Raw genomic sequence first — 13,319 nt, forward strand, 5'->3', positions numbered from 1 at the left:
TCATTAAACGTATTCTTATATAAAGGAGCAATGAACATGAAAACACATGACTTCCTTACAGAAATCCAGAAGGGCTCTGAGCCTAGTCCATATCAAGATCCTATCGTATTCAGTTTCGTTTGCTTTTTCTTAGCCATATACACATTTTTCAAACCTGCAAAATAATATCATGTAACAAGAAAGAGCCTCTAAACCACTAGAGGCTCTTTCTCATCTAATCTTTTGGACTCATACGCACTAAAAAACCTTAGAATCGCTTCTAAGGTTCCCAGTTATCCATATTCAAGACACTATACTGATAAGCAACGAAAGAATTAATACTCCAACTACCAATCCGCCAGTTAATCGTGCTATAAACTTCTTTTGTGCGCCCGCACTTGAAACGATAAAACGGAAGTATAATATACCTCCTATCGCAATAAGAATACATTCCAATATGATACTAATAGCCGGAAATCTCCACAATCCAAAACCAAGCATAGGTAAATCCCCGTAATTGCCCGGAAGTAACGGCAAATCAGCACGGTGCACAAGTAAATCTAAAATCCAATGACTAAAAACTACAGCCCCTATAACAAAACCACTCCGCTTTCCCCAAAACCTTTTCCCCACTATTCCTGCAACAAAAGCAATAAACAGTGCTCCTATTAAAGAATGTGTGTAATCCGCATGAATGATTGCCTCACCATAACTATTCCTATTAATAGGTTCAATTGTCTCTACTTCTAAAATATACAGCGGCAAAAAAATGATATCCAACAATTGTGAGCTTACCATAAGAGCCCAAAGTGGTAGTTTAGGTGATTTGGCTTTTACTACTGCCGCTAAGCCAAAATGTCCTGCAAACATTTCACTTCACATCCTTTTGTCATTGTCCCTCCAGCAAATCAAAGCCCTACTATATAAAAAGCATGCTCAGCGACAAATTCATGTTTTTCTCCTCTTATTCACTCTCTCATTCCACGTAATCCTTTAATAAACATTTCCAACAATACATGTAAACTTATATCCAAATCTAACGGCAAACCAAATCCGCCCTGCTGTTCAATCGACGCAAACCCGTGACAAATACTTCTGAATCCACGTGTCGCATGAAGTGCATTTTCCCCTTCTAAGCCGTACTGTTGTAAAACTTGAAGACAAAGCTTTACAATCCCATCACCTGCTTTTCTTACTTCTTCATCTCGTAAAAAGGTTGCTTCATATAGTCCAGGGTGTTTGCGTACGAATGCTACATATGCTTCTCCTAAAGCATGAATTGCTTCATCCATCCGTTTACCCTCGGCCGCTTCTTCCAGTTTGTTATACAGCTGCTTGATTCCGTAAATACCAAGATGTTTCCGTACATCTTGTAAGCCTTTCACATGATTGTATAGCGAAGGTGAACGTACCCCTAATGTTTGCGCTAATGAAGCTAACGTTACTTCTTGTATTCCATTTGTATCTGCAATTTCTGCTGCTGTTTCTACAATTTTCTGTAATGTAAGTCCGATTCTTGGTGACATAAATTAACCCTCTTTTCTACTTTCTATATTTCGCTTAGCTTCCTTAATAGCAAGCTCTATGACAGCCCCTGGATCGTTTATCATTTTCCCATGCCCTGCCGCAAGCAAGGACGGCTCATATTCTCTTAGCTTCTCTGCACTTTGTAATGATATTTCTTTACTCCACGTTGCTATCGCTGGAAACGGAAACCAAAATTTCATTTGTCCCGAAACAGCCGTACCTCCTCTCGTTTGGAATGCATCCCCAACAATAAGAGCTTTATTTCGTACATCAAGAAACGACATGGAGCCTGGCGTATGTCCCGGTGTCATAATCGCAAGAAGCGATCCAACTCGGTCGCCATCTTCCAATAAAACATCAGGTACCGTTTTTACTTTTTTAGGTACACCGCCTTTTATCGGTATATTCGGTTCATCCTTTTGTAACGTCGTATCTCCTTCTAACAGCTTTGCGTCCCTCTTAGAAATATAGACTGGAACATGAGGAAGTACTTCCTTTAATGCATCTAATGCACCGATGTGATCATCATGCGCATGTGTTAATACAATCTTAGTAATTGGTTTTCCTATTTTCTCAGCCGCCTGCAAAATACCTTTTGCGCTATATGGCAAAGCCGTATCAATTAAAGTTAAACCATCTTCTTCCTCCACAAAGTAACAATTCACAGGAAACACTCTTGGCAAAAATGACAATTGATATACCGTTTTTTCATGTATCATTCTCATATTCCCATCTCCCTTTCACGAAAACTAATGCTATTAGTTTTATTATACTAATGGCATTAGTTTTATGTCACTAAAAATTTATTTTTTTCAAAAAAAAGAACAGTAGTCGTATAAACGACTACTGTTCTTTAAAGATATTAAACTGTGTAACGCTCATCTTCTAAAATTTTCGCAGCGATTTCACGCTTCTTCGGAATTACGTTAAGTGGTGTGTGGCGAGTTAATTTACGTAATGATGATAACATCATGCGTAGCATGTCGCCGTTTTCAACTGCGATAAGTGTTTCTTTCGCATCTGCTTCGATTTCGTTGAATGCTTCTTGGCAGAATACTTCAGTGTATAACACTTTTTGTTTATTCTTTTCAAGACCAGTCGTTTTGATTGCTTTTTCTGTACGAAGAACAGCTGACTCCATTGCGTATAGGTTACTTACGATATCAGCGATATTCACAAGAATTTCTTGCTCTTTATCTAATGCTTTACCGTATTTTTGAGCAGCTAATCCAGCTACCATTAAGCCAATTTTCTTCGCATTAGTTACTAAATACTTTTGAAGTGCTAATGGCTCATCGCCTACTTCTTCTGGCATCATCATCATTAACTCTTCTTGTAATTTTTGTGCTTTTTGAAGAAGTGGTAATTCACCTTTCATCGCTTTACGTAAGAACGTACCTGGTACGATTAGGCGGTTAATTTCGTTCGTTCCTTCGAAAATACGGTTAATACGAGAATCGCGGTACATTCTTTCAATCTCGTATTCTGCCATAAATCCGTAACCACCGTGAATTTGAACACCTTCATCTACTGTATAGTCTAGTACTTCAGAACCGAATACTTTATTTAAAGAGCACTCGATTGCATATTCAGCGATAGAAGCTGCTACTGCTTTACCATCTTTTACTTCTTCTTCAGATAATGTGCTCATGCGGCTTTCGAATAAGCCTACTGTACGATATACAGAGCTTTCAGCTGCATATGTTTTTGCTGCCATATTCGCAAGTTTCTCTTGAATTAATGGGAAGCGAGCGATTGGTTGTTTGAACTGTTGACGTTGGTTTGCATATTGGGCTGAAATTTCTACTGCACGTTTCGCAGATCCAACTGTACCAACACCTAATTTATAACGACCGATATTTAAAATGTTGAATGCGATAATATGACCTTTACCGATTTCACCAAGTAAGTTTTCTTTCGGTACTAACGCATCTTCCAAAATTAACGTACGAGTTGAAGAACATTTAATACCCATTTTCTTTTCTTCTGGGCTTGTAGATACACCAGCATAGTCTTTCTCTACGATAAATGCTGAGAAATGCTCTCCATCAATTTTTGCATATACAACAAATACGTCAGCGAATGCAGAGTTTGTAATCCACTGTTTTTCACCGTTTAATACGTAATGTGTACCTTCTGCGTTTAAACGTGCCGTTGTTTTTGCACCTAATGCGTCAGATCCTGAACCTGGCTCTGTTAATGCGTATGCAGCTAATTTTTCACCAGTTGCAAGTAATGGTAAATACTTTTTCTTTTGCTCTTCGTTACCGAATAATACGATTGGTAAAGATCCGATACCTACGTGAGCACCGTGAGTAATTGCAAAGCCACCAGCGCGAGAGAATTTCTCTGCGATTAACGCTGAGCTTACTTTATCAAGACCAATTCCGCCGTACTCTTCTGGTACATCAGCGCCTAATAAACCAAGTTCCCCAGCTTCTTTTAAAAGACGAACAGAACGATCAAACTCATGTTGCTCTAAATATTCAAGCTCTGGAAGAACTTCATTTACGATAAAGTCCTCTGTCGTTTTTGCAATCATTTTATGCTCAGATGAAAAATCTTCTGGCGTAAACACTTGATCAATTGTAATCTCATCTACTAAAAAGCTACCGCCTTTAACTGCACTTCCTACTGTTTTTTCCATGAAAATTTCCTCCTTCATATTTTCATAAGCCGCTTCTCTCATTTTGAAAGAAGCTGGCTCTCCCTTTTGTTTTTATAAACCTTTGTTGCTTCCATTCTTTGCATTGGTGACGTCTCGTTCTGAACGGGCCACCTGCACTTTTTTTATAATCCAGTTCCGGTGGCTAGAACAGTCGGTCGTTTCACCCCTTCCTGTGAGGCAAAAAGCGCCTCTTCGTCAGGGCTTCCAACGCCCTCCTGTTCTGAGCAAGCCACCTGCACTTTTTTTATAGTAATTCAAACACTCCCGCAGCTCCCATTCCGCCGCCGATACACATTGTTACGATACCGAATTGTTCGTTGCGGCGTTTCATTTCGTGAATAAGAGATAGTGTTAGTTTTGCTCCTGTACAGCCAAGTGGATGTCCAAGTGCGATTGCACCGCCGTTTACGTTTACTTTTTCTTCATCTAAACCAAGTTCACGAATAACTTGGATCGATTGTGAAGCGAATGCTTCATTTAGTTCGAATAGGCCGATATCAGATAACTCTAAGCCAGCTAGTTTTAATGCTTTCGGAATTGCTGCGATTGGGCCAATTCCCATTACTTCTGGTGGTACACCCGCTACTGCAAATGAACGGAATTTCGCAAGTGGCTTCATACCATCGCTTACTGCTTTTTCACGGTCCATTAATAATACAGATGCTGCACCATCACTCATTTGTGAAGAGTTACCAGCCGTTACAGAACCGCGAACGTTAAATGCTGGACGTAATTTACCTAAAATGTCTAGCGTCGTTTCTGCTCTTACACCTTCGTCTTGCGTGAAAGTGATTGTTTCTTCTTGCAGTTTGTTATTTGATCCAACAGTACGTAACGTTACATCTACAGGTACTGTTTCATCAGCAAAGTTTCCTGCAGCTAATGCTTTCGCAGCACGTTGATGACTTCGTACTGCAAATGCATCTTGCTCTTCACGAGAAATTCCATATTTCACAGCAACTTGCTCTGCTGTATGTCCCATACCCATATAATATTCTGGAGCTGCTTCTACAAGGCGACTATTTGGACGAACAACGTGTCCCATCATTGGAACTAAACTCATTGATTCCGCTCCGCCTGATAATACAGCTTCCGAGTGCCCAAGCATAATGCGCTCTGCTCCGTAAGCGATACTTTGTAAACCTGAAGAACAGTAACGGTTAATTGTAATAGCTGGAACATCGTAAGAAAGTCCTGCTAATCCGCCGATATTACGAGCCATATTTAAACCTTGCTCTGCTTCTGGCATCGCACAACCGAAAATTAAATCATCGATTGGTCCTTCATAATTCGCACGCTTTAACGTTTCCTTTACTACTAACGCCCCTAGATCGTCAGGACGAACTGTTTTTAATGAACCCCTCTTTGCTTTTCCAATTGGTGTTCTTGCTCCCGCAACAATGACAGCTTCTCTCATGAACGATATCTCCCCTCGTTATTAGTTACGTAATGGCTTTCCTTTTACAAGCATGTGCTGCATTCTTGCTTGTGATTTCATCTCACTTACTAAGCTAATAAATGCTTCACGTTCTACATCTAATAAATACTGCTCATCAACTTCTGTTCCATACGGCACTTTTCCGCCCGCGATGACATATGCAAGTTTCTTCGCAATGTGAAGATCGTACTCTGAAATATAACCAGATAAATGCATTGCTTCTGCACCAAGTGCAAGAGTTGCATATCCTGTTTCACCAACAACCGGTATCTTTTTACGAATCGGCGCTTTATAACCAGCTTCATATAAAGCAAGTGCTTTCTGTTTCGCATCGTATAGTAAGTGATCACCATTCACACTAATACCATCTTTATCACCTAAGAAGTTATGAGAAATCGCTTCTTGTCCTGAAGTTGAAACTTTCGCCATTGCGACTGTTTCAAACACTTTATTTGCAACTTTTTGTAGATCGAACTCTACGCCATTTGCCATTTTATTTAAGTGTTTAATGTATAGCTCTTTATTACCGCCTCCGCCAGGGATTAAGCCAACACCAACTTCTACTAAGCCCATATACGTTTCACTAGAAGCTTGAATGCTCGCTGCTGGTAAGCAAACTTCTGTACCTCCGCCAAGCGTCATACCATATGGTGCTGCTACAACTGGCTTAGAAGAGTATTTAATTTTCATCATTGCATCTTGGAAGTTTTTCACAACTAACTCAATTTCAAAGTAGTTGTCGTCTTGTGCTTCCATTAAGATCATTGCTAAGTTCGCACCAACGCAGAAGTTCTTCGATTGGTTACCGATAACAAGACCTTTATAATTCTTTTCTACTTCATCAACAGCGTAGTTAATCATTTGCGTAATATCCATACCGATTGCATTGCTCTTCGAATGGAATTCTAAACAAAGGATGCCGTCTCCTAAATCAATTAAGCTCGCTCCGCTATTTTTCTTTAATACGCCATTTTTCGCTTTTAATTGCTTAAGAGAAATTGCTTTTTTATTACGTTCGATTAGCTTATATTCGCCATTATCGTAATAGTAGCTATCTCCGTTATCATGTTTGTAGAAAGTAGTGAAACCTTTCTCTAACATTTCTTTCACCCAAGCAGGAACAACTACGCCGTTTTCTTCCATCTTTTGAACGGACTTTTCAACGCCGATTGCATCCCAAACTTCAAACGGTCCTTGCTCCCAGCCGAAGCCCCACTTCATCGCTTGGTCAATTGCAACGATATCGTCAGCAATTTCTTTATGAAGTTTTGCAGAGTATAAAAGAGTCGGTGTGATGATATTCCATAACAACTCTCCTGCGCGGTCTTTCGCATATACAAGCGCTTTCAATTTATTCGATAAACCTTTTTCTTGTTTACTTAACTCGATCGATGCAGCTTTTAATTTTTTACGAGCTTCGTACTCCATCGTTTCTGGATTTAATTCTAAAATTTCTTTTCCTTGTTTTAAGAAGAAGCCTTGACCTGTTTTGCTTCCAAGCCATTTTTTATCAAGCATGTCATGCATGAAAGCTGGTACTTTAAATACATCGCGCTCTTCTTCTTGTACGTTTTCATATACGTTATTTGCAACGTGTACGAATGTATCTAAACCGACAACATCTAATGTACGGAACGTTGCGCTCTTCGGACGACCAATAAGTGGGCCTGTTACTGAATCAACTTCCCCAATGCTATAGCCGCGTTTTACCATCTCTTGAAGAGTTACTAATAAACCGTACGTACCGATGCGGTTTCCAATAAAGTTTGGTGTATCTTTTGCGATAACAACGCCTTTTCCAAGAACGTCTTCGCCAAATAGTTTCATGAAGCTTAATACTTGTGGATCAGTTTCTTTCGTCGGTATTACCTCTAGAAGTTTTAAATATCGTGGTGGGTTAAAAAAGTGTGTGCCTAAGAAGTGTTTCTGGAAGTCATCTGAACGACCTTCTGCCATTTTTTCAACTGAAATGCCTGACGTATTCGAGCTCACGATAGAACCCGGTTTACGAACAGCATCTACTTTTTCAAATAGTTTCTTTTTAATATCTAAGTTTTCAACTACTACTTCAATAATCCAATCTACATCAGCTAGACGCTCAAGGTCATCTTCTAAGTTACCTGCTTCAATCAGTGCTAAATTTCCTTTCACTGTCAGAGGAGCTGGTTTTTGCTTTAATAGTTTTTGCAGCGCCGTATTACTAAAACGATTTCTCACACTTTTATGTTCTAATGTAAGTCCCTTCGCTTCTTCTTCTTTCGTAAGCGCAGGTGGTACAATATCAAGCAATAATGTCGGAATACCAATATTAGCTAAGTGTGCCGCAATTCCTGAACCCATTACGCCTGACCCTAGAACAGCAGCCTTTTTAATTTGGAACATCCAATTCTCCCCCTATTCTTGAATGAATGCTCATTCAATTTTTCGACATAAGTCGCAATCAATGAGTGAGCCTCTACTAATAAATATATGATACTGTTTAAATTTTCGCAATATATTTATTGATAAAATTTTCTGAAATAAATATTTTTCTTTTATTTGCCCATGCTATATATGTATTTTCTTCACTAAAATACACTTTCCCTTTTTATAATCTGACGAAACTGGAGGAATATATATGGCAAAACTTAAGAAGAACCCTTCAAAGGCTGGAATTAGCGCAGCAAGTGTGACAGGAAACGCTGGCCCAACTGATCGAGGCGTAGAAAAAGGACGTCAAGGTAATAACCAACAATATAAGAAGCATAATATGGGCGAAAAATAACGCTATATTTTTGGGCAGAGAACGTGGCATAATGGGTAATGGCTGCTTTTTCTGCCCAATTTATTTGTAACAAATGAGGGAATTATAATGAAACGAACAATAGTTATGATTGTAATGATTGCCACACTATTTACAGGGATGATTTTCTTCTCTTACGCACAAAGGCAACAAGCTGTAAGAGCTGATCAACCTAATATCACTGGGCAATACGGCATTACAATTGATGCAGACACAGGTGAAATTTTGTATGGAAAAAGAGAGGACGAACGCTCTTATCCGGCTAGTATAGCCAAAATGATGACAACCCTTCTTTTACTAGAGAATGTAAAAGAAGATGAAGAAATTACAGTTACAGAAAACGCAATTAAAACAGAAAGCCAAAGTAAGAAAATTAAACTTCGTGCTGGGGAAAAGTTAAAACGTGATGAGGCATTAAAACTGATGCTTATCATTAGTGCAGACCCAATAGCTGAATCCATTGCAGAACATATTGCAGGATCAAAAAATGAATTTGTAAAAATGATGAATGCTAGAGCGAAGGAACTTGGTACAAAGCATGCGACTTTCAAAAACGCAAGTGGTGCTGATGCACTAGGAAACAAAGTATCACCATATGACATTGCTATAATTACGAAAGAAGCATTAAAGTACCCAGTTGTTTTAGAATATATGAATTCAACGCGTACAACTCTACATACTTCAGAACGCTCTCCAAAGATTGCAAACTATGGACGAGAAGAACTATATGACGATCCATATGCAATTGGAAGTAAAAGCGGTCTATCAGCACTCGGAAAATATACAGTCGTAACAGTGGATGAGAAAGACGGTAAACGCGTCATTAATGTTGTATTATCTTCCACTCGCAAGCAACTGTATCCTGATACGAAGAAAATGGCACATTACGCATTTCAGCAATTAAAATAACCAAGGAGTATTTTCTCCTTGGTTATTTTTTAACCATACCTTTTAATACGAACGCAACGTTTGCTGGACGCTCTGCTAGACGACGCATGAAGTAACCATACCAGTCGTTTCCATAAGGTACGTAAACACGCATTTTGTAACCTTCTTTTACTAGCTCAAGTTGACGCTCATTACGAATACCGTATAACATCTGGAATTCAAATTGATCCCTTGGAATGTTGTGTTCTTCGGCAAGTTTTTTTGTATATTCAATAATCGCTTCGTCATGTGAAGCAATTGCAGTATAATTTCCATTTAATAAGTGCATTTTAATAATCTTTTTATAATTGTCATCTACATCTTTCTTGTCCGGGAACGCCACTTCTTCAGGTTCTTTATAAGCCCCTTTTACAAGACGTAAATTAGGATTATAAGCATTTAAGTCCTCAATATCTTTTTCTGTACGATATAGGTAAGCTTGAATAACAGTACCAATATTATCGTACTCAGACTTTAACTGTTTAAAGATATCAATTGTTTTTCCACAGCGTGTATAATCTTCCATATCAATTGTAACGAACACACCATTTTCTTTTGCAGCTTCTAAAATGCGGCGCATATTGTTCATTACGATTTCATCAGAGATATCTAGCCCCATAGAAGTCATCTTTAAAGAAAGTTGCGAATCAAGACCTTCTCTTCCAATTGCACGGATTGCTTCAATCGATTGGTTAGCCATTTCATTTGCTTCCGCTTCATTATCAACGAATTCCCCTAAATAATCGATTGTTACGCAAAGTCCTTGCTTGTTTAATTGTTTAATAGCTGCTGTCGCTAATTCAATTGTCTCCCCTGCGACAAAGCGACCTGCACCAAAGCGTAAACCGTACTTTTTAGCCAGTTTTGTTAGCGCTTTATTTTTAGATAAGAAAAGAAACGAATTTCGCATTAATTGTTCCATGTAATTCACCCCTATGACTTAATTTATCTGTTTTTTACCCCTCTTCGAAATTATATCATTGTTTAAAATTATTGGATACAAATAATTATTTAGATAATTTATAAAATACTATAAAAACATTTAAAAACCTATATTCTCGCTTATAAATATGACTGAAATATTTTTCGACATTTAGAAAAATAGAGTTTAATAGGCACAAAATAGGCATGCCGAAAATATTCGACATGCCTATAAAACCCTTTATATTCCATGTAAATTATATGAGGATATTAATACAGAAAACTTGAGATTATATTTACCTCGAGTTTTTTTATTGCTCATTTCTCTTCTCTTCATTCAGCCTTTTAATATGTGTAATTAACTGCACCATCTCTTCTTTCGCATCGGGATACGTCTCGTTCCAATGCTTCACTAAAGCCGGCATCGTCTTCGCTATGTAAGAATACAGTGCCCACTTCTGCACCTGTTCTTTTCTCTCTTCATTGCTCTCTCCAAGTAATAGTTCCGTGTATTTCTCTAACAACCCGTCAAATTGTTCGTTAAACTTTTCACTCATCTTATCTACCTCCTATATGAAAAAAGCAGCGAAGATCGCTGCTTTTCTTTATAATTTTGATCGAACAGAGTTTAATTTCTTCTCCATTGTGCTTACTTTATCACGACGATCATCGATACGAATTGTTGTTGCAACGCGCTGTGCACCTTTCGTATATGGAACTTCATGCATTTGTTGAATTACTTCTAGAATGACAGGAAGATCTCCTTCAATAATTGTATTCATTGGTGTTAATTGATATTTCACACGATCTGAGTTTTTCTCTAGCACCTTTTGTACTTCTGCTACATATTCACTCACACTTGGATTACTTGTTCCTACTGGAATAATCGATACGTCAACAATTGCCATAGTAGTCTTCCTCCTATACTTGCTTCTTATATATCCATTGTCTATTTTACCGAAATACGCATCATTTTACTAATTTGTTATTCCTCTATTTTAAACTGCTCAACTAATCTTTCTAAGTCTCTCATATGCTCCGTCAAGCTTTCCATCGTATGAGCTACCTTTTCTAGATGGTTCACTTGTGATTCAGTTGCAGCATTTACTTCTTCCGAAACAGCTGCGCTTTCTTGACTCGTACCAGCGATTGTATGCATGACCGCTGTAATTTCTCCTTGCTCGTGACCGATGTTATGTACCTCTTCTACAATTTGTTCCACTGAAGTACTAATTGTATTTACAACTGACATAATGGTACGGAATTCCGCCTCTGCTTCTGTCGTAACATTATTTTGTATATCCGCAATGTCTTTCAATTTACTTACAACTTCTACAACTCGTCTTACCTCTACTTGTACATCACCAATCATCGTCGCAATTTCTACTGTTGCTTCTTTTGATTGTTCCGCTAATTTCCGAACCTCTTCCGCAACAACAGCAAAGCCCTTACCTTGTTCACCCGCACGTGCCGCCTCGATTGAAGCATTTAAAGCAAGTAAATTCGTTTGATCTGAAATACCTTTTATAAGCTCTACAACATTTTGAATCGATCCAACCCTTTGCTCTAACTTTCCAGATGCTTCCTCTGTATGAACAACAATCGAAGAGGATTGGCCCCTCGTACGAACTAAATTACGCATCGTATTTAATCCTTGCTTAGATGCCTCTTCAGCTTTGCCAGCCACACCTTTTATTTCACTAACAGAATTATTCATTTGTTCCACTGACTGCGCCATATTCTCGAGCTGCTCTGAAACTTCATCTACACTATTAGCAAGCGTAGAAGCTCCTCCGCTCACGTCATCCATTGCACCTGACACTTCTCTACTAGCTGCTACAGTCTCATTCGTTAAATAATGTAGATTATTCGTTGATTGTTGCACGGTTGATACACTATTTTTAATTTTGCTTACCATTTCATTCATTTGCTCAACCATATGATTAAAATGGTTCGTCAGTTCTCCAACTTCATCCTTACTTGTCACTTTCATTTGCAACGTTAAATCACCTTCTGCTACTTTTTGAACGTGATTCGTTAATAGTTGCAGCGGTCTTGCTAACCTTCTTGAGAACAAGTATGAAGCTGCAATTCCAACGAATAAGCTAATACATGCCATTATAATGACTGTATTTCTCGTACTATTTAATAGCCCATCAATCGTGTCCTTCGGATAAACAATCCCAATTTTCCATTTCATCTTATCAAACAGTTGACTATAGGCTACTACATCGTTCCCTCCTAATGTCGTCACTGCAAATTTTGTTTCATCTTTATTCAAACTTTTTACAAGTGATTCTTTTGAAACATCTTTTCCTACTTTCTCTGGATATACAATAGCAATATTTTTATCATTTACGATAAACATTTCTCCGCCATTATTATATTGAATATTATGGAGTAGCTTTTGGATTGTTCCTAGTGATACATCCATTGCTACTACCCCTAATACTGAACCATCTTGTCCGACAATAGCTTTTGAAACCCCAATACTTAACTTACCTGTCGCAATTTCATATTGTGGTTGCCCCCAAATAATCGATTTTGTATCGGATTCTGATGCTTTATACCACTGACGACTCGTTGGATCATACCCTTCTGGTACTTTTCCTCCGTCAGCAAGATTTGCACTCAACGTTTTTTTATCTTTTGTCCCAATGTATACATCTAAAATATCAGGATGGTTCTTTTTAAACCTTGAAAATTCTTTTAAAATAAAGCTCTCTTCTTCTGGAGTCACTCCATCTTGTAACATGTTTTGAATATCATCATGACTCCCATAATGACCCATATCTTCTTCAATTCGCTGCATAAATGCAGTTAACTGCTCTGTCACAAGATCCATCGTATTTTGAGAATACTGGTCTAAGGAGCGCACTTCCTTCTCTTTCTGTAATTGATACATAGCTGTACCTAATATTACGAACATCATAGAAATAAGTACCGAAAATACTACCGCAATTTTTAAACGTAAACTTCTTAACATCTTCCCCCAAGCATCCGATACGATAAACTTAACTAAATCTATACAATTCAATCAAATTTACACAAGTTAGTGCTTCATCGTGTTCTCGCAA

Annotated in this window: 12 protein-coding genes; 2 read left to right on the forward strand and 10 right to left on the reverse strand. The window is 38.2% G+C overall.

Translation table 11 applies throughout. The annotated features are described in order from the left end of the window. Positions 1–282 precede the first annotated feature (282 nt). The 6 genes from PDK19_RS19810 to PDK19_RS19835 all read right to left on the reverse strand — a co-directional run bounded on the left by PDK19_RS19810 (position 283) and on the right by PDK19_RS19835 (position 7,994). Complete coding sequence (locus tag PDK19_RS19810) at positions 283–849, reverse strand: metal-dependent hydrolase (RefSeq protein ID WP_049110972.1); 567 nt, start codon at positions 847–849, stop codon at positions 283–285. Positions 850–947: 98 nt separating this feature from the next. Continuing rightward, positions 948–1,505: a TetR/AcrR family transcriptional regulator gene (locus PDK19_RS19815; RefSeq protein WP_049110970.1), complete on the reverse strand. Its 558-nt coding sequence runs from the start codon at positions 1,503–1,505 to the stop codon at positions 948–950. A 3-nt stretch (positions 1,506–1,508) separates the two neighbouring features. Then, complete coding sequence (locus PDK19_RS19820; RefSeq protein ID WP_074615487.1) at positions 1,509–2,231, reverse strand: MBL fold metallo-hydrolase; 723 nt, start codon at positions 2,229–2,231, stop codon at positions 1,509–1,511. A 137-nt stretch (positions 2,232–2,368) separates the two neighbouring features. Beyond that, the gene (locus PDK19_RS19825) at positions 2,369–4,153 is read right to left on the reverse strand and encodes an acyl-CoA dehydrogenase family protein (protein ID WP_074615488.1); all 1,785 of its coding nucleotides are present in this window, start codon (positions 4,151–4,153) and stop codon (positions 2,369–2,371) included. Between the two features lie 265 nt (positions 4,154–4,418). Next, positions 4,419–5,591, reverse strand: a complete 1,173-nt coding sequence (locus PDK19_RS19830; RefSeq protein WP_001206328.1) for an acetyl-CoA C-acetyltransferase — start codon at positions 5,589–5,591, stop codon at positions 4,419–4,421. 21 nt (positions 5,592–5,612) lie between these two features. After that, positions 5,613–7,994 carry a 3-hydroxyacyl-CoA dehydrogenase/enoyl-CoA hydratase family protein gene (locus PDK19_RS19835; RefSeq protein ID WP_000486341.1) on the reverse strand — a complete coding sequence of 794 codons (2,382 nt, stop codon included), beginning with the start codon at positions 7,992–7,994 and terminating at the stop codon, positions 5,613–5,615. Between the two features lie 235 nt (positions 7,995–8,229). Here PDK19_RS19835 and PDK19_RS19840 point away from each other — a divergent pair, with 235 nt between their 5' ends. Both PDK19_RS19840 and PDK19_RS19845 read left to right on the forward strand, forming a co-directional pair. Then, positions 8,230–8,376 (forward strand): YuzL family protein, encoded by a 147-nt coding sequence (locus PDK19_RS19840; protein ID WP_001096347.1) that lies wholly within the window; start codon positions 8,230–8,232, stop codon positions 8,374–8,376. An 87-nt stretch (positions 8,377–8,463) separates the two neighbouring features. Beyond that, on the forward strand, positions 8,464–9,303 hold the full coding sequence (locus PDK19_RS19845) for a D-alanyl-D-alanine carboxypeptidase family protein (protein ID WP_000831458.1): 840 nt from the start codon (positions 8,464–8,466) through the stop codon (positions 9,301–9,303). Between the two features lie 22 nt (positions 9,304–9,325). Here the strand turns inward: PDK19_RS19845 and PDK19_RS19850 are convergent, their stop codons facing one another. The 4 genes from PDK19_RS19850 to PDK19_RS19865 all read right to left on the reverse strand — a co-directional run bounded on the left by PDK19_RS19850 (position 9,326) and on the right by PDK19_RS19865 (position 13,228). Then, positions 9,326–10,243 carry a proline dehydrogenase family protein gene (locus PDK19_RS19850; protein ID WP_000436772.1) on the reverse strand — a complete coding sequence of 306 codons (918 nt, stop codon included), beginning with the start codon at positions 10,241–10,243 and terminating at the stop codon, positions 9,326–9,328. Between the two features lie 310 nt (positions 10,244–10,553). Beyond that, positions 10,554–10,799, reverse strand: a complete 246-nt coding sequence (locus PDK19_RS19855; RefSeq protein WP_001290596.1) for a YusU family protein — start codon at positions 10,797–10,799, stop codon at positions 10,554–10,556. A gap of 48 nt (positions 10,800–10,847) precedes the next feature. Next, positions 10,848–11,150: an MTH1187 family thiamine-binding protein gene (locus PDK19_RS19860; protein WP_001018869.1), complete on the reverse strand. Its 303-nt coding sequence runs from the start codon at positions 11,148–11,150 to the stop codon at positions 10,848–10,850. Between the two features lie 77 nt (positions 11,151–11,227). Beyond that, on the reverse strand, positions 11,228–13,228 hold the full coding sequence (locus PDK19_RS19865) for a methyl-accepting chemotaxis protein (RefSeq protein ID WP_000946340.1): 2,001 nt from the start codon (positions 13,226–13,228) through the stop codon (positions 11,228–11,230). Between the last annotated feature and the right edge of the window lie 91 nt (positions 13,229–13,319).

The sequence above is a fragment of the Bacillus cereus group sp. BcHK124 genome (assembly GCF_027712065.1).
GTDB classification, from domain to species: Bacteria; Bacillota; Bacilli; order Bacillales; family Bacillaceae_G; genus Bacillus_A; species Bacillus_A pacificus.

What these genes read in the sequence shown, in the direction of transcription:
- PDK19_RS19825 (WP_074615488.1), bottom strand. Translation starts at nt 4,153, where the DNA reads ATGGAAAAAACAGTAGGAAGTGCAGTTAAAGGCGGTAGCTTTTTAGTA.
- PDK19_RS19830 (WP_001206328.1), bottom strand. Translation starts at nt 5,591, where the DNA reads ATGAGAGAAGCTGTCATTGTTGCGGGAGCAAGAACACCAATTGGAAAA.
- PDK19_RS19815 (WP_049110970.1), bottom strand. Translation starts at nt 1,505, where the DNA reads ATGTCACCAAGAATCGGACTTACATTACAGAAAATTGTAGAAACAGCA.
- PDK19_RS19850 (WP_000436772.1), bottom strand. Translation starts at nt 10,243, where the DNA reads ATGGAACAATTAATGCGAAATTCGTTTCTTTTCTTATCTAAAAATAAA.
- PDK19_RS19845 (WP_000831458.1), top strand. Translation starts at nt 8,464, where the DNA reads ATGAAACGAACAATAGTTATGATTGTAATGATTGCCACACTATTTACA.
- PDK19_RS19840 (WP_001096347.1), top strand. Translation starts at nt 8,230, where the DNA reads ATGGCAAAACTTAAGAAGAACCCTTCAAAGGCTGGAATTAGCGCAGCA.
- PDK19_RS19860 (WP_001018869.1), bottom strand. Translation starts at nt 11,150, where the DNA reads ATGGCAATTGTTGACGTATCGATTATTCCAGTAGGAACAAGTAATCCA.
- PDK19_RS19820 (WP_074615487.1), bottom strand. Translation starts at nt 2,231, where the DNA reads ATGAGAATGATACATGAAAAAACGGTATATCAATTGTCATTTTTGCCA.
- PDK19_RS19865 (WP_000946340.1), bottom strand. Translation starts at nt 13,228, where the DNA reads ATGTTAAGAAGTTTACGTTTAAAAATTGCGGTAGTATTTTCGGTACTT.
- PDK19_RS19835 (WP_000486341.1), bottom strand. Translation starts at nt 7,994, where the DNA reads ATGTTCCAAATTAAAAAGGCTGCTGTTCTAGGGTCAGGCGTAATGGGT.
- PDK19_RS19855 (WP_001290596.1), bottom strand. Translation starts at nt 10,799, where the DNA reads ATGAGTGAAAAGTTTAACGAACAATTTGACGGGTTGTTAGAGAAATAC.
- PDK19_RS19810 (WP_049110972.1), bottom strand. Translation starts at nt 849, where the DNA reads ATGTTTGCAGGACATTTTGGCTTAGCGGCAGTAGTAAAAGCCAAATCA.